Source organism: Streptomyces sp. NBC_00667 (genome assembly GCF_036226825.1).
Taxonomy (GTDB): domain Bacteria; phylum Actinomycetota; class Actinomycetes; order Streptomycetales; family Streptomycetaceae; genus Streptomyces.
In genome coordinates this window covers 200,068-215,600 of sequence record NZ_CP109022.1, presented here as the reverse complement: position 1 = coordinate 215,600, position 15,533 = coordinate 200,068, and the positions used below count along the sequence as shown (strand labels likewise).

Sequence of the window (15,533 nt, the reverse complement as noted above, 5' to 3'; positions counted from 1 at the left end):
CTGGAAGCGCCAGGTCTCCGCAACGTCGGCCCGGGTTACCGCCGGACGGCTGATCCTGGCGGTGCCCCAGCAGCAGACTCAGGCCCGGTGCGGTCGGGTCGGATCTTCGAGGAGACGATGCACATGCCTGCCGGACCGCCCGCCGAGTCCTCCGATTCGGCCGGCCCCGCTGCCGCGCCCCCGGACCCGCTGGCCATCGTCCGGACCCGCGGATACGTGGCGGTGTTGCTGATCTCCGCCCTGCTCGGTGTCCCGATCGCCGCCGCCGCCTTCGGCTTCCTGGCTCTCGTCTCCGAGCTCAAGAAACTGGTCTACGACGACCTGCCCAAAACCCTCGGCTTCCACGGCACTCCCGACTGGTGGGCGATTCCGCTGCTCGCCGTCGCGGGAGTCCTGGTCGCCCTGACGATCCGACACCTGCCCGGGGGCGGCGGCCACAAGCCGGCCGAAGGGCTCAAGACCGGCGGCACGCCCTCGGCCGCCGCGCTGCCGGGTGTGGTGCTCGCCGCGCTCGCATCGCTCAGCCTTGGTGTCGTCCTCGGCCCGGAAGCCCCGCTGATCGCGTTCGGCGGCGGCCTCGCCGTCGGCGCCGTCAGGCTCCTCAAACGCGATGCCCCGCCCAGCGCCGTCGCCGTGATCGGGGCGGCCGGCAGCTTCGCAGCCATCAGCGAACTGCTCGGATCCCCGCTGGTCGGCGCCTTCCTGCTGATGGAGGCCACGGGACTGGGCGGCCCGATGATGGGTGTGGTGCTGGTACCCGGCCTGCTCTCCGCCGGCGTCGGATCGCTGACCCTCACCGGTCTGGGCACCTGGACCGGCCTGGGCACCTACTCGCTGGCGCTGACCCACGTACCGCCGGCCGGCCGGCCCACCCTCGGCGAGTTCGCCTGGGCGATCCTGGCGGGCGCCCTCGCAGCCCTCCTCGGGGAGGCGATCCGCCGTGCCTCGCTCTCCCTGCAAGACCTGGTCGAACGCCACCGGCTGGCGCTCTCCGTCCTGATGGGCGCCGCCGTCGGGGTCATCGCTCTGCTCTACGCAGTGATCACCGACCGGCCCGCCACCGGCGTGCTGTTCTCCGGCGAGGACGCACTCGGCCCGCTCCTCGCCGACAGCGCGACCTACACCGCGGCCACCCTGGTGGCCCTGCTGGTGTGCAAGGCTCTGGCCTACTGCGCCTCGATGAGTGCTTTCCGCGGCGGTCCCGTCTTCCCCGCCCTGTTCGTGGGCGCCGCCGGCGGCCTCGCCCTCTCCCATCTGCCCGGCCTGGGAACCACCGCGGGATTCGCCATCGGCGTCGGTGCCATGGCGGTGGCCATGTTGAAGCTGCCGATGACCTCCGTACTGCTTGCCAGCCTGCTCCTCGGCACGGAGGGACTGGACGTGATGCCGCTCGTGATCGTCGCCGTGGTGGTCTCCTACGTGGGCACGCTCCGGCTCGCCCGGCGTCCTGCCGCACCGCACGGCGCAGGGCTGCAGCCGGCAACGCCGGCCCCGTGATCAACCGCAAGCTCGACGGCGGCCTGCCCAGCCGGCAACGCAGGCCGGATCCTATGGCGAGGCCTGCCGCAGCCCACGGACGGCAGCAGGCGGTGGTCCCGTGTCGGATGCGCCCTCCCCCCGGACGGAAAGCGCGAGCCGCCTCCCCAAGGGCGGTGCGGGCGAAACCCAGGACGCTGAGGTGGCTGCCCCCGAGTACGGTCACACGTGCAGCACGCACGACTCCCGGTTTCGGCAGTTCCCCGCAGGCCGTGGATCCGTGTCCGGCGACCACCTCGTGGTGCAGATCGGTGCGCACGCGGGCAGAGCATTCGGGGGCACCGCGTGGCTGGCTTGACCCTTCGGGCCGGGAGCCGCAGAGTCGGGACACGGCGCCATGCCGGTACCAATACCCCCGTCCTCAGACATACCCGTGCACAATACCCGCCGGGAATCCCGGGCGGGTCCGACCTCCGGGAGTGGTCGTGTCGATGGTCGTCGACCTGCTGGTGATCGGCACGGCCATCAACCTCGGACCGCTTCACAACAGTGCCTTCATCCTGCTGCTCGCCTCACGCCGCGGTGTCCGCAAGGGCCTGGTCTTCCTGCTGTCCTGGCTGGCCAATCTGGTCGTGGTGGTGGCCTGCGTCGTGCTGCTGACGGGCGGGACGCCGCCCGAGCATCACAGTGGCTCGTCCACTGCCGCCGTCGCCGCCAAACTGGCGATCGGCGCCGGTCTCGTGCTGTTCGGTGGCTACCGGTTCCGGCAGCCTCCCCGCCCGTACCGGCCGCCGAGCTGGACGGCCCGCGTCGACAACGCCTCACTCGGTACCGCCGCCGCACTCGCCTGGCTGCTCCAGCCCTGGGCGCTGGTGGGAGTTGGTGCCGCCACGGTCGTCGACGCCGACCTCTCCTCCCTCTCCGACTGGCTTGCCCTGAGCGGCTACTGCCTGCTGGCCACCCTCAGCCTTCTTGTCATGGAGCTGTACACCGTGTGGGCGCCGGGTGCCGCCCAGGCCCGGCTGAACGCTCTGCGGACTTGGCTCGAGCACCACCAGGACCAGCTGATCGTCACCCTCTCGCTGCTGGCCGGACTGTGGCTGATGGGCAGCAGCATCTACGCACTCGTTGCCTGAGGCCCGCCCCGGCTGCGCGAAGCCTCCGCGTGCGGCCAGGGCCAGCTCGCCTTTCCGGGCGCAGTCCGGAAACGCTCGAACCGGGGGCCGGGCGGACCAGGGCCCCACCGTGTGGCTGCAGGCACCGGACGCGCTGCTGTCGGTTCGAAGAACTGAAGGGCGTTGTCCACCGCCTCCGTGCGGGTGCGTCACCGGCCTGTCCGGCGGTGAGTCCGGCGCTGCCGTCTGCCAGGGGTCCATGCGCGGGCTGCGGCAGGATCTGGACGGCTGCGGCCTGTTGTTCCTGGACGGCCCTCCCGGGGTAACGGCCCCTCTCGCCCGGTACCCGGCGGTGCCGCTGCTTGCCGGCGCTCTTATCCCGGGCTCGGGTCGTGGTCCCGGACGACTACGACCGTGACGAAGGGCAGGCTCTCGTGGCCCGCTGGATGTGCAGCACCCCGACTGGAGCCTTGAGGGCCTCGTGCACCGTAAGGGAACGGCCGGGCTGTACCTGCCGGACATGGAACCGGTCTGAGTGCCACACCCGCCCTTTCCGCGCCCGCGGGCGCCACTGCTGCGCCAACCTGGCAACGTGCGTGCGGACGTGTATTCGTGAACAGCGGTCGAACGGCCGGGGCCGACGTACGGTCGAGTAACGGACCGAGCCGTGTGGCCGGCCCCGTACACCCTGGCGCGAGCCTCGGCCGGCGCCTCGACGTTATGACCGGAGCAGCCCATGCTTCTCTACGCCCAAATCCCAGCACGGCGGAACCGCCAGATCCTCGCGGACCTGCTGGCCGTGGTCGTCATCGCCTGCGCGGTGTGGTTCGCGTTGGCAGTCCAGGACGCGATCATGCTTCTGGCCGAGCCGGGACGAAAGGTGGAAAGCGCCGGCGAGGGCTTCGCCGGCGCTCTCCACGACGCGGGCCAAAGTGCCTCGGACGTGCCGCTGGTCGGCGGCCTCCTGAGGAAGCCTTTCCAGTCCGCGGCCGATGCCGGCACCGGGCTTGCCGACGCCGGGCAGTCCCTGCAAGACGCCGTCAGCCAGTTGGCTTTCCTGGTCGCGGTGGTTCTGATCGTCGTCCCCGTGGCCTTCGTACTCCTGGTGTGGGTTCCCCTACGCGTGCGCTGGATCCGTCGCTGCGCCACCTTCCGAAGCCTTTACAGCGGACCCCACGGCGCCGACCTCCTTGCACTGCGCGCTCTCACCGGACCGCCCGGTGACCTCCGTACGATCCCCGCCCCGCCGGGCGGCCTCGCGGACGCCTGGCGCCGCGGTGACCAGCAGGTCGTCGCCGCTTTGTCCGAGATCGCACTCAGGCGGGCGGGCTTACGGCCCTGACAAGCGCAACAGTGGCCAGTACCCCTCCGTCACCCGCCCGCCCAGTTCGGGCCGCGGTCGACGGCGGCGGAGCGGGCCACGGTGGCTCGGGCACGTACCAGTACGCCTGGCCATTCTCTGAGGTGAGCGCCCGGTACCTGCGTGGGTTCACAGACCGGGGGAACCATGATGTCCGGCACCTACCCCCGCGATGCCGAGCTCGGCGGCGTTGTCCGTGTCGCCGGTGGGGGCGGCTTGGAGCGCGAGGGCGCCTTGCCCAGCCGTACGCCCACCGGCGCCTGGACGTCAGCCTCGTCCACCGCGACCTCGACAAGCCCGTCGAACGCTGACCCCCCTCCGCCCCTGCGCTGCCTCTCTGGGGTCTGCGCGGCTGTCGGTAGCACCCGCACCCAGGGGGCGAAGCGCTGATCTGGTCTGCCTCCTCCCGCCAGTACCGCAGGACCGTTCCCTGCACGATGTCGAGCCGCTCGGCGGCGATGAGGCAGGAAACGGGCTCCGCGAATACGCAGACGGGCGGGGCGGACCCGCCATGTCTCCCCTTCTTCCTCACGAGTGATTCTTCGGTGTCCATGTGGCGCGACGCGTTCGCGCGCACCGCCCGAGCCAGGTGAGGGCAGTGTCCCCGCACGCAGGGCGCGGTGGAGGGTGTTGAAGCAGGCGGCCTGGACCGCTGGGTCGCCCGCAGCCGAAGCGACGCCCGAGATGTCAGCCCGGGTGTGCCCGACGCCCTTCCACTCCGCCCCTGGTCCCCTGGTCCCCGGTTCGAGACTGGATGCACCACAGGGGGGTGATCATGCCGGCTCCGGGTATGCGCAGTGCGGAAGAGGAGTGCCGGGCTGGGGGAGCACTCCTGAACTGGAACCTGACCCCCGCGAAACGGGAGGACACCATGATCGTCCTCGGTGTCATTCTTCTCATCGTCGGCTTCCTGACGAGTATCAGCATTCTGTGGACGATCGGCATCGTCCTCGTCGTCATCGGACTCGTGCTCTGGATCCTGGGCGCCGTCGGGCACGCCGTCGGCGGCCGTAAGCACTACTACTGATGTCCGCGCGAACGCGAACCCGCCGCCATCAGTGCCACCGCCGCCCACGGGGGAGGGTCCTGGGCGACGAGGGCGGTGAGCAGGGCGGCTCGCAAGAGCAGCGGCAGCGCCCCCGCGCATAGCGGCCACGGCACCGGCGCCGCCACAGGTGAAAGACGTATGGGGTGACGACGCTGCCCGCCCCCAGGGCGCTCCCGTCGGTGAGCGCAGCCGTCGCGTACGCGGCTACGCTCACCGACTCGATCCCGTTGCGTCCGCCGGTCCAGACGGCACTGGCGGCCGCGCATCCATGTCAGGCCGGTCCGAGTACGAGCCGGCCGTAGCGGACCCCGGCGCGGGCGGTGTCGGCCGGTGTGGCGCGGCGACGTCCCGTAAGGCGTGCGGCCCGGCGGCACGAAGCCCCGGGAGTCAGCCATTGACTTGTCTCAGCGAATCTGGGGCGCGTCTGAGCAAAGGTGGGTCTCCGAAGGTTCGTCTCAGTGAAGATGGGCCACCGCCCTATCCGTCTCATCGAAGAGGGGCCGAACTGCTCCGTCTCCGTGATGGTGGGCCGGCCTCGGATCAGAGATCGGCGAAGACGGGGATGCTCGGCCTAATCGGGAGGCGGTATCGGCGACGGATGGGGGACACTTCGCCAGGTGATCGTGATGCAGCCCGTCCTGGAGATGAACACCCCCGATGGCTTCGCCCTCTGGCCTGTGGCCGAGACCGAACGGTTCGGCTTCCTGTCGCTCAGCGGTGGGCTTTCACCCGCCGAGATCGGGACGGCGCTCATGCGCATCGCCGCCTGCAATGACGTGGACCCCGCAGACGATGGCGACCTTCCACCTCGGCCGGCCGAGCCTCTCAGCGGCTTCCTCCACGGGCTGCTGAACCTCGACAACCTCTACGCGGCGGGCGGCCTGCGCATCACGGACATCTCCACGAGCATTACCTTCTCGCCGGGCTGCTGTGACGGACTGGAGGACTGGCGCGACTGGTACCAGGTCCTCGACGGCAGCGGCATCATCGGGTACGGCCACGATCCGCTGCCGTCGCTGGCCGAGCGTATCGGGGATACGATCCGCCTCACCGTCGACACTGCCCGGGACGACAGCCCAGCGATCGAGCTGTCGGTCACCGAGCTCCGCCGTCTGCTCGCCGGCGCCGAGCGCGACCTGACCGAGTTTCTCGCGGCGGCAACGGACTGGGTTACCGAGCACCTACCTGACCACTCCGTTCCTCTGACCGCTGCCCTTGCCCGCGTTCTCGCTCTTCCCGCGCCGGGCATAGCGCCAGCCCCGCTTGGTGCGGAACGGACGTGACTACCGGCATGCGTATGTCCTGGACTCTCGACGGACATGGCTGGGCCACCTGCATAGTTGCAGATCAACAGGCCAAGGTTGAGCTCACCGCGTCCCCTATCACCAACGCCCCGGAGGAGTTCCTGACTGCCGTGGCCCGGCTCGTCTCAGGCGGGACGGGCACCCGGGCGCAGTTCGAAGCTGAGCCCACCGCCTTTCGGTGGATCTTCCACCGTCAAGGCAACGACGTCTGGATCCGCCTCCTGGAATTGGGCCGCGGCAGCGACCACGACAGCAAGGGCGCCGAGATCTGGTCGAGCCAGTTTCACGTCGAGGCATTAGCCCGAGCCGTAATCCGCTGCTTCGACGAGGTGGCTGAGACCTACGACGAAAGCGGCTACAGGGGCAAATGGGGTGAGCATTTCCCTCGAAGCGAACTCGAAGCCCTCAGACGTCTCTGGAACGCACATCGACACGAAGACGACACATAGCCCACGGTCGCCCGCTGCTCATGAAGAGTGCGGCGCAGCCACGCGTGGGGCACGAACGGCCTGACCGCGGTGTCGAGTGCATGGTGGTCATGTGGTGCGGCACAGAGCGTGGTCGATGAGGTTGCGCAGTGCGTCTTCCTGACGGGCAGCGGTCTGCGGGTCCGCGGAGCGGCTGTGCGCGGAGACGGTGACAGTACGTCGGCCGTCTGTGGTTGTCGCGGTCCGGATGACATATCCGAAGCCGCTTCCTCCATGCCCGAGGTAACCGTCGCCGCAGGACAGGGGGGTGAAGAACAGTCCCAGGCCGTCCCGGGTGCCTGCCGGGTGGCCGCTGTCCTGCGGCACCGCGACTGTGGGCCGCATGGCAGCGAACTCGGCGGGCCTCAGCAGCCGTCCGTTGGCCAGGGCGGTGAAGAAGCGGTTGAGGTCGCGGGCCGTGCCGGTCATCGAGCCGTCGGCCCCACTGTCGAAGGGACGGTAGGGGATCGTGGTGTCGACCATCGGGCCGTCCAGGGCGAACTGCTGGTAATTGGCCGCGTGCGGATGCGGGAGGAAGGGCTTTGTGCCCGGGGTGTCGGTGTGCTGCAGGCGCAGGGGGCGCAGGATGCGGTCGTGGACCTGCTGTTCCCACGTGCGGCCGGTGATCTTCTCGATGATCATTCCGGCAAGTACGTAGTTCGTGTTGGAGTACGCCCAGCGAGTGCCGGCTGGGAAGTCAGGCCCATGGCGCAGGGCCAGGGCTACCAGCTCTTCGGGCTGGTAGGCACGCCACCGATTGGCGAAGTACGTCTGGGCACTGGGGCCGGGGAAGACGTCGTAGATGTAGTCGGACAGGCCGCTGGTGTGCTGCAGCAGGTCGCGGACGGTGATCGTCCGGCCGTCGTTTCCGGTTCCGGACACGACCCCGGGCAACAGTTGCTCCACGGGGCGTGACGCGGCCGAAGCCGCAACCGAGGACAGAGACGGCACGGCCAGCGCAAGCACCGCAGCTGATAACCACACACTACGAAAGATCACGACCTGAGGCTAGGAACAGGAGGGGCCACCAGCCATCCGGGATTCGCCCCTTGTGAACGGGGGGCAGCCGGATGGACAAGCGCACCAGGCATCCGGCATCACCACCGAGCTTCCACATCTGATCAAGCCCTCTGAACAGCGGAAAGACCGCTGGACCTGACTCAGCCGCGTTGGTTCAGCGCTCTGGTCAGATCCGGGTTGGCCTCCCTCGCGGCATCGAGATCGGATCGGGCCTCCTCCAAGGCGCAAGTCAGTTCGACGTTGTGCTGCTCCAGCCTCGTGATCTTCCGCTGGAGCTCGTCGATGTCCGCCGGGCTCCCAGCCCCGACTCCTGCCATGCCTGAGCACCCAACGCCCGCGGCAGCCGCTTCTCCAACTGCTGAAAGCGGGCCGCCGAGGTGATCCCCGCCTCGCCCCGTAACAGTTCGGGTCTCACATTTGAGCAGAAGTTCGACGGGTACCGGGCGTTGGTGTCCACTCCGTTGGCCCCAAGTGGGCGGGTGCTGCTCCAGACCCGCCGCGGCTCCCTGGTCCAGAGAGTGTTCCCGGACCTCGTCGCGGCCGCCGAGCAGCTGTCCGTCGGCTTGGTCCTGGACGGCGAGGTGATCGCCTGGGACGTGGGGGCCGACGCCCTGTCGTTCGGGGGGTTGCAGCGCCGGGCTGCCGTCCGCGCTGGCGGCGCCTCCGCGCTGGCCGCGTCACTGCCCGTCCGGGGGCAAGCGCGAGGGGGTGGCCTCTATCCAGGAGGCTCCGCCGCCGTGATCATGCCAGCCGTCGGGAGGTCATTTCAGTTGCCGACACCGTTCCCCACGACGATCTTGGGCTACGAGCAATCAAGGGGGACATCGTGGGACTGATGCTTTTCCCAGGCGACGACGACGTGGCGAGCCCGGACGTCTCCTGGTCCTACACCGGCTTCAGCCTGTTCAGGAAGTGGTTGGCCCAGGCCGAAGGGATCACCTTCGCCGAGATGGAGGGCTTTGGCGGAGAGCGCCCGTGGTGCAGCGTGTTCACCACGTTGGCGCCGCTGCTCAACCATCCAGACGACGATGGCCCCGACCTCGCGCCGCTCAATGTGCGGCCATGTTGCCCCGGCTGGAAGTGATTCTCGCCCAACGTCAGCCTGACGACAGCGACCCCGTGCTTCGACGGCGCATCGATGACGTCAGGCAGTTGATCACCGTCCTTAGAGGTCGCTTCTTATGGCGTGATCGTTCGTTGAGCCGTGGATGACGGATGTGGTTGAGCGGTTGGTGCCGGAGGAGTTGTGGGTGCTGTTCCGGCGGGTGGTGCCACCCACTGAGGTGATACGCCCGCAGGGCGGCGGCCGAAGCCGGGCGGGGTGACCGTGAGGCCCTGGCCGCGATCATCTTCGTGGCGACGTCGGGCTGCACCTGGCGGCAGTTGCCGCCGGTGTTTGGGCCGGCCTGGCAGGCGGTCTACCGACGATTCGCCCAGTGGAGCCGGGACCGGGTCTGGGCCCGGCTCTACCGTGTGATCCTCGACGAACTCGGTGCCCGGGGTGCGCTGGACTGGTCGCGGTGTGCGATCGACTCCGTCAGCCTGCGGGCGGCAAAAGGGGGCTCACTGGGCAGGTGCCAGGACAGCAAGCCAACGGAACAGAGCACACACATCCCCGCTCAGCGGCCATGTGTCAGACGAGTCCTCATGGGCGCGCAACCCCGTGCCCGTGCGGGATCGCCGCGGGGCCGGCGCCGGGTGAGGATCTCAACAGAACCCGGGACAGGCCCAGGCCCTGACGACAGGTCCGGCACCGGCCTCACATGCCCAAGATCATCCACCGCCCCTTATGGCGCATCCGGCTGGATGACCTCAACGGGCTACTGCTTGGCGGCCTCGATGACCCTCGCGGCGATCTGGGCGGCCTCCCGACTAGTGTCGGCGCCGCTCAAGACGGATACGGCCACGGCCAAGGGGCGGCCGCCGGGGGCCTGGGTGTGTGCCATGGCCCAGGTGACCGACGCTGAGGGCACCCACGCGTTGACCGAACTGCCGACCGCTTGCCGCAACTGGTCGGCGGTGTGCTGGGAGACCGCACGTCGGCTGGGCGTGGGAGTTTTGGGATCGGTCACCACGCGAGGAGAGGCCCAGTTCCCGTCGTTGCCGATCGCGCCCATCACGATCGCCATCTGCAGGGGGGTGGCTGTGGTGTCGAAGAGGCCGTTCGCCGTGAGCGCGAGCTGCGCGGCGTTGCCCGGTTTCCGGGGCCACTTGCTTTCGAAAGCTCGCGCAGGCGTGTCCATCTGCTCCGTGTTGAAACCGAAACTCTCTGCCGTGGCCGCCAGCGTCTCCGCCCCCAGGTCGGTGGCCAGGCGGGCGAAGACGTTCTGGCAGGCATACCGCAGGGCCGCGCGCAGACTCGCGTCGGTGCAGTGTGCGGGGTCCCCCGAGAACTGCACCGAGCTGTCCGGGACGGTGTGGACGGCCGGGCTGCGCGTGGGCGCGTCCACCGACGCGACCAGCCCTTTCTCCAGGGCCGCGGCCGCCACGATGATGTGGGCGGCGGAGCCTGGATTGTGGAGGTCGCGCAGAGCCCGGTTGACCAGGGGCTTGCCCGCGTCCGCGTTGAGCTGCTTCCACGCCTTGTCGTCGGAGGTGACGTATCCGCTGAAGGAGTTGGGGTCGTAGCTGGGAGTGCTGACCAGCGCAACGATTTCGCCCGTCCGCGCGTCGAGGGCGACCGCCGCACCGGTACGGCCGCGCAGCGCGTCGAAGGCGGTCCGCTGCACCACCGGATCGATGGTGGTCGCGACGTCCTTACCCGCGTCGAGGTCCTCCCGCAGAATGCTCTCAAGCTGGGTGTTTCCGAACGCCAGGGAGCGGTAGCCGGTGACGGGCGCATACAATTCCCCGTCCGTGTAGGTCCGCCGGAACGGGAACCTTGGGTGCCCGGAGGGAACCGTACCGGTCACAGGACGGCCGCCCACCAGGATGTCACCGGGCGCCCCCGCGGGCTTCGGCACGGGCGGTTTCGCCTCAGCCGTCCCCGCCGCGCCGGACGGCTTCACCCTGTGCGCGTCGGGCTGCTCCGAGGAGCATCCCGAAAGACCGGCCGACGCCAGGGTGAGCAGCGTGACAAGGACAGCGACGCGGGGGCGTGACGGTACGGGCATGAGGCCATCCTAGAAACAAGATCGCGTCCTCTGCACCGCAGTTCGTTGCCTTGGTGGGGCCCGCTCACCCTCGCTTCGGGGCGCCGGCGGTCGGCCCGGCGTTGGCGGTAAGGGGCGCACGGGCCGTGCGGTTGCTCCTTCTCGTCGTCCTCGGGTTCGGATTCACGGGACCCGGGCGAACGCGGGAGAGTCGGTCGAGCCGGGTGACCTTCAGCGTGCCGCGTTCGCGCAGCAGCTGCATGACGAGGTCAAGCCCAGGGTGGGGCGCCTTCGCGCCACTCTCGGTGTCCAGGGGGGTGTTGTTGCGGTCCACGCCGGCCCGTAGCAGGGCGTCGATCTGATGATCGGGGTTCTGGTCGGCGGTCGAGACCCGTACGTAGCCGATCAATATGTGTCGGAATCCATCGGCCGGACCGTTGGCCCACGTTGATTGTCGACGCGAGTTGCCGACAATGCCCACCTGCGGGTTCGTGATCACGGTGCCGGTGTCGGCAGACGATCGTTTTTCGACATCTCTCGGAATCGCCATGGTGGAGTGTTGCTCTGCGCGGGCCGCGGCGGTGACGGCGCGGGCGCCGGAGGCGCGGACATGGTCCCTGACACGGGCGGGGTCGTTGCGGACCGGGATGCGGGAGAGGGGGGGGCGAAAACGGGGAGGAGGGAGGGACGGAGGCGGCCGGGGACGGACTGCCGACGGCCGTAGCGGTGGGGCCGGTGAGTAAGACAGCGCCGACGGCAAGAGCGAGCGGGTTAACCATCCAGTCAAGGGACTGCTTCCTGAGCGGAATGATGACGCAGCGACAAGAGTCGTAACGGCGCGTCAATTCGGCGAGGAGGCGGGCGATGCAGCGACCTGTATATCGTCCACATAAAATAAATGGATTCAAATGGCTATAAAATCGATGAGGATAGGTACCGCCGCAGCGACGCTGATGCTGCTCCTGTCCGGAGGGAGGGGCAGCGCGTTAGCGGCTTCTGACACGGATCCGTCCCGGCCTCTGCCCAGCGGTGCGGAGTTGGCCGTCCGGCCCGGCGAACGGGTCAGCGTCACGACCGAGGCCCGGGTTTCCGGAGACCGTTCAGCGGCGTGCGGGTGAGCTCTCCAGCCTTCGCTGCCGACGGCAGGTTGCGGATGGACGACGACCTCCTCGTGGCGGTGGCGACGGTCTCCTGCGCCGCCGTACCGGGTGACTACGAGGTGCGGTTCGGCTCGCCACTCGGCAATGAGAATGCTTCCAAGATCGACCAGCTGTGGGGCAGCTTCCAAGGGCGCCCGCCGATGCAGCGGAGCGGGCGGCCCGTTCGGGTGGTCGGCGCTCGGCGCCTCCCTGACCCGGGCCATCAAGTGGGATGCGATCGAGAAGCAGTTCGATCAGATGGTCAAGAGGTCGTGGAGAACTGGAACAGCGCGAACACTGGCCTGCACTGCGGCAAGGACCGCGCCCTGAGCGGCCCGGACAAGGAACACGCCGAGACCTCGATGCTCGCGCTGCACCTGCCCAGTCCGCCCTGGTGCACGTCCACACCCTGCTGTTGCAGCAGGCCCTCGCCGAACCGGCCTGGGCGAAGAAGCTGTCCGACGAGGACCGGCGAGGACTGACTGCGCTGTTGTGGTCGAACATCAACCCACACGGCACCTTCCGCCTCGACACGGCAAAGCGGCTCGACCTGCTGCCTGCCCTGGTGCCCGGGCCGCGCCGGGCGGCGGATGACGGCGTTCAAGCAGCAGGCTCGGTATCCGGCCGCTGAACCGGAGCAACACCACCGCCCGCGTCGTGACCACCCGCCACCTTCCATGGACGTGATCCAGGCGGGAGCATGTCGGTGGACGGGGGTGGCAGACCATGGGGCGTAGGCGGGGTGCGTGGGCCGGGTCGGCGGTAGCGGGAGCAGCCGCAGCGGTGGCGGCTGTGCTGGGGCCGGTGACCAACTACGCCAGCGCGGCGGTGCCTGGCTGGGCGGCGCAGGCATGGGTGATCTGGCCGGTGTTCGCCGTGCTGGTGGCGGTCAGTATCGGGCTGTTGCTGTGGGGCCGACATCTGGACACCGCAGCAAGGCCCCCGGCGCGGCTGGCACCGGTGAGCCGACTGGCCCGGGACCAGCAGGCTTCGTTACGCCCCCCGCATGTTCAGCGCGTACGGGGGCGTGAGGGCGAACTCGCCGTGCTGACAGGCATGCTTCGGCGGCCACAAGGCCGGTTCGCGGTGCTGTGCGCGGTCGGCGGGATGGGCAAGACAACGGTGGCCGCGCAACTGGCCACCCAGGCCGAGGCGGCGGGCTGGCGAGTGTTTTGGGTGCGCTGGCGTGACGGTGCCGAGCTGGCGCAGCAAATGGTGCAGGTGGCGCTGGCCTGCGGCCTTCCGGAGGCAGAGCTGGAGGCCGCGCGAGCGGGGCGGGCGAGCCATCCGGATGTGGTCTGGCGACAGTTGGGCCGGGTGCGGAAGTGGCTGCTGGTCGTGGACAACGCCGACGAGCCGCACGAGATCGGCCCGGCAGGGGAGCCGGTGGCCGACTATCGCGGCTGGATCCGTCCTTACGGCCGGGGCCTGCTGGTGGTGACCAGCCGGGATGGCAGCGAGCAGAGCTGGGGTCCGTGTGCACAGCTGCTGCCACTGGAGCCGCTGGCGGTGCGGCCTGCGGGGCAGGCCCTGCTGGACGCTGCTCCCGCAGCCGGCACCGCCGAGCAGGCCCGGGAGCTGGCGGCGCGACTGGGCGGGCTGCCACTGGCGTTGCACGCGGCCGGCACCTATCTGGCCGGACCCACCAGCCGCTACCGCACCTTCGCCGCCTACCGCCAGGCCCTGGAACAGGAACTGCGGTCCCTGTTGGGAGCGGCGCACCCGAATGCCTCCCGTCCGCAGGTCGCCCGCGCCGTGGTGCGGCACACCTGGGAGGTTTCCTTGGATCAGCTCGCCGGGGAGGGCAACGCTCTGGCCCGCCCCGTGTTGCGACTGCTGGCCCTGCTGGCTCAGGCCCCCGTCCCACTGTCCCTGATCACCCCGGAGCTGCTGTCCGTCGTCACCGGACACGACGTCACCCCGGTGGCACTGGAAGCCGCGTTCGCCGGCCTGCACCGCTACGGTCTCCTCGGCCTGCCCCACTCTCCCGGCAGCACCGGCCCGGCGTCGGGCAGCGGTGAGGGGGCACAGGCGGTGCTGCATCCCCTGATCCGAGAGATCAACGCTGTCGCCCTCGCGGCCGAGACCTCCGATCTCGCCGTGTGGCACCAGGCTCTTGCCGAGCGGCTGACCACGGCCGTGCACGAGACCATCCAGCGCGGGCGCGCCGGTTGGCCTGCAGCCGTGCTCCTCGCCCCCCACCTGCCGCTGCTGCTCGACTATGCGGACCCGCGCACTGCCACACACCACCGCACCACTCTCAACGACCTGGCGCAGGTGCTGCAGAAGGCCGGCGCTTTCGGTGCGGCGCGCCTGCTGCACGAACGGGTCCTCGACGTCGAGACCCGCATGCTGGGCCCCGAGCACCCCGATACCTTGACCAGCCGCAACGACCTGGGCAATGCCTTGTTCGGAATGGGAGAGCCGGCCGAGGCAATACGCCTGCTCCGGCAGACCCTGGAGGACCGCACCCGAATCCTGGGCCCCGAGCACCCCGACACCTTGACCAGCCGCAATGACCTCGCATGCGCTTTGGACGGGACGGGTGAACATGCCGAGGCGGTAGGTCTGCTGCGGCAGACCCTCAACGACCGTACCCGTGTCCTGGGCCCCGAACATCCGCATACCCTGGCCAGCCGGGACAGCCTCGGTCTCGCGCTGGACGGGATGGGCGAGCACGCACAAGCAGTGCGCATGCACCGCAGCACCTTGGACGACCGCATCCGTGTCCTGGGCCCCGAGCACCACCTCACCCTGCTCAGCGGCCACAACCTCGCCAGCGCCCTGACCAGGGCGGGTCAGCAGACGGAAGCGATACAGCTGCTGCGGCAGGCGTTCAACGACCACGCCCGCATTCTGGGCGACGAGCATCCGCACACGCTGGCCGGCCGGGACAGCCTCGGTCTCGCGCTGCACGCGACGGGCGAGCACGCACAAGCAATACGCCTGCTCCGGCAGACCCTGGAGGACCGCACCCGAATCCTGAGCCCCGAGCACCCGGATACCCTTGCCAGTCGCCACAACCTCGCCCTCGCTTTGACCAGTGCAGGTGAGCAGGCCGAGGCGATAGACCTGCTGCGCCGAACCCTCGATGACCGGGCTCGCATCCTGGGCGACGAGCACACGCATACCTTGAGCACCCGCAACGCGCTGGAGACAGCGCTGGCCATGTCCACCCAACGGCCACAGAGCCGGTGGTGGCACTGGCTGCGGCCCAGGAACGTCGCATCCGGTGGCGGTTGAGGAGGCCCTGCATCCCCGAGCCGCCGCCAAGCGACAAGTAGCACTCTTGTTGTTCACCGTCCACGTCGGGCCTGCGCCGATCACCACCGGCAGCCCGTACATGGAACTGCCCGAGGAGATCACCGCCGAGATCCTCATGGCCGAGCTCGGCGGGCAGATCGCCAACTGCGCGGAAGGCTGGCACACCTGGGCCAACGAGCCGACACAGGAGGCATGGGACACCGTCCGGCCCTGGGCCGAACGGCAGGTTCGCCGCCTGTTCCCGGACC

Annotated in this window: 13 protein-coding genes and 1 pseudogene; 11 read left to right on the top strand and 3 right to left on the bottom strand. The window is 69.5% G+C overall.

Annotation, left to right across the window (positions count from 1 at the left end; translation table 11 throughout):
- The first annotated feature begins 123 nt into the window (after positions 1–123).
- The 6 genes from OHA81_RS00980 to OHA81_RS00955 all read left to right on the top strand — a co-directional run bounded on the left by OHA81_RS00980 (position 124) and on the right by OHA81_RS00955 (position 6,752).
- Entirely contained in the window at positions 124–1,497 is a 1,374-nt protein-coding gene (locus OHA81_RS00980; RefSeq protein ID WP_329191764.1) for a chloride channel protein, read from the top strand.
- Between the two features lie 470 nt (positions 1,498–1,967).
- A complete protein-coding gene (locus tag OHA81_RS00975; RefSeq protein WP_329201934.1) occupies positions 1,968–2,612 on the top strand; it encodes a GAP family protein in 645 nt (214 codons plus the stop codon).
- A gap of 715 nt (positions 2,613–3,327) precedes the next feature.
- Complete coding sequence (locus OHA81_RS00970; protein ID WP_329191762.1) at positions 3,328–3,933, top strand: hypothetical protein; 606 nt, start codon at positions 3,328–3,330, stop codon at positions 3,931–3,933.
- Between the two features lie 889 nt (positions 3,934–4,822).
- A complete protein-coding gene (locus tag OHA81_RS00965) occupies positions 4,823–4,978 on the top strand; it encodes a DUF6131 family protein (RefSeq protein ID WP_168713964.1) in 156 nt (51 codons plus the stop codon).
- 647 nt (positions 4,979–5,625) lie between these two features.
- A complete protein-coding gene (locus tag OHA81_RS00960; protein ID WP_329201932.1) occupies positions 5,626–6,282 on the top strand; it encodes a hypothetical protein in 657 nt (218 codons plus the stop codon).
- A gap of 14 nt (positions 6,283–6,296) precedes the next feature.
- Positions 6,297–6,752 carry a hypothetical protein gene (locus tag OHA81_RS00955; RefSeq protein WP_329191760.1) on the top strand — a complete coding sequence of 152 codons (456 nt, stop codon included), beginning with the start codon at positions 6,297–6,299 and terminating at the stop codon, positions 6,750–6,752.
- Positions 6,753–6,839: 87 nt separating this feature from the next.
- Here OHA81_RS00955 and OHA81_RS00950 read toward each other — a convergent pair whose 3' ends face one another.
- Positions 6,840–7,676 carry a serine hydrolase domain-containing protein gene (locus OHA81_RS00950; protein WP_329201931.1) on the bottom strand — a complete coding sequence of 279 codons (837 nt, stop codon included), beginning with the start codon at positions 7,674–7,676 and terminating at the stop codon, positions 6,840–6,842.
- A gap of 491 nt (positions 7,677–8,167) precedes the next feature.
- Here OHA81_RS00950 and OHA81_RS00945 point away from each other — a divergent pair, with 491 nt between their 5' ends.
- The 3 genes and pseudogenes from OHA81_RS00945 to OHA81_RS00935 all read left to right on the top strand — a co-directional run.
- The gene (locus OHA81_RS00945; protein WP_329191758.1) at positions 8,168–8,626 is read left to right on the top strand and encodes an ATP-dependent DNA ligase; all 459 of its coding nucleotides are present in this window, start codon (positions 8,168–8,170) and stop codon (positions 8,624–8,626) included.
- Complete coding sequence (locus tag OHA81_RS00940; RefSeq protein ID WP_329191756.1) at positions 8,617–8,874, top strand: hypothetical protein; 258 nt, start codon at positions 8,617–8,619, stop codon at positions 8,872–8,874. The genes OHA81_RS00945 and OHA81_RS00940 overlap by 10 nt, the downstream gene beginning before the upstream one ends.
- Before the next feature lie 124 nt (positions 8,875–8,998).
- A pseudogene (locus OHA81_RS00935) lies at positions 8,999–9,362 on the top strand (transposase); the annotation flags it as partial.
- A gap of 248 nt (positions 9,363–9,610) precedes the next feature.
- Here OHA81_RS00935 and OHA81_RS00930 read toward each other — a convergent pair.
- Entirely contained in the window at positions 9,611–10,903 is a 1,293-nt protein-coding gene (locus OHA81_RS00930) for a penicillin-binding transpeptidase domain-containing protein (RefSeq protein ID WP_443056392.1), read from the bottom strand.
- A 64-nt stretch (positions 10,904–10,967) separates the two neighbouring features.
- Entirely contained in the window at positions 10,968–11,432 is a 465-nt protein-coding gene (locus tag OHA81_RS00925; protein WP_329191753.1) for a recombinase family protein, read from the bottom strand.
- A 983-nt stretch (positions 11,433–12,415) separates the two neighbouring features.
- Between OHA81_RS00925 and OHA81_RS00920 the strand changes: the two genes are divergently transcribed.
- Positions 12,416–12,652, top strand: coding sequence for a hypothetical protein (locus OHA81_RS00920; protein ID WP_329191751.1), 237 nt, complete (start codon positions 12,416–12,418; stop codon positions 12,650–12,652).
- A 173-nt stretch (positions 12,653–12,825) separates the two neighbouring features.
- Positions 12,826–15,264 carry an FxSxx-COOH system tetratricopeptide repeat protein gene (gene fxsT, locus OHA81_RS00915; protein ID WP_329191749.1) on the top strand — a complete coding sequence of 813 codons (2,439 nt, stop codon included), beginning with the start codon at positions 12,826–12,828 and terminating at the stop codon, positions 15,262–15,264.
- Positions 15,265–15,533 lie beyond the last annotated feature (269 nt).

Excerpts from the sequence above, each read along its gene's own strand:
- OHA81_RS00980 (WP_329191764.1), top strand. The coding sequence starts at position 124 with ATGCCTGCCGGACCGCCCGCCGAGTCCTCCGATTCGGCCGGCCCCGCT.
- OHA81_RS00975 (WP_329201934.1), top strand. The coding sequence starts at position 1,968 with ATGGTCGTCGACCTGCTGGTGATCGGCACGGCCATCAACCTCGGACCG.
- OHA81_RS00970 (WP_329191762.1), top strand. The coding sequence starts at position 3,328 with ATGCTTCTCTACGCCCAAATCCCAGCACGGCGGAACCGCCAGATCCTC.
- OHA81_RS00965 (WP_168713964.1), top strand. The coding sequence starts at position 4,823 with ATGATCGTCCTCGGTGTCATTCTTCTCATCGTCGGCTTCCTGACGAGT.
- OHA81_RS00960 (WP_329201932.1), top strand. The coding sequence starts at position 5,626 with ATGCAGCCCGTCCTGGAGATGAACACCCCCGATGGCTTCGCCCTCTGG.
- OHA81_RS00955 (WP_329191760.1), top strand. The coding sequence starts at position 6,297 with ATGTCCTGGACTCTCGACGGACATGGCTGGGCCACCTGCATAGTTGCA.
- OHA81_RS00930 (WP_443056392.1), bottom strand. The coding sequence starts at position 10,903 with ATGCCCGTACCGTCACGCCCCCGCGTCGCTGTCCTTGTCACGCTGCTC.
- OHA81_RS00925 (WP_329191753.1), bottom strand. The coding sequence starts at position 11,432 with ATGGCGATTCCGAGAGATGTCGAAAAACGATCGTCTGCCGACACCGGC.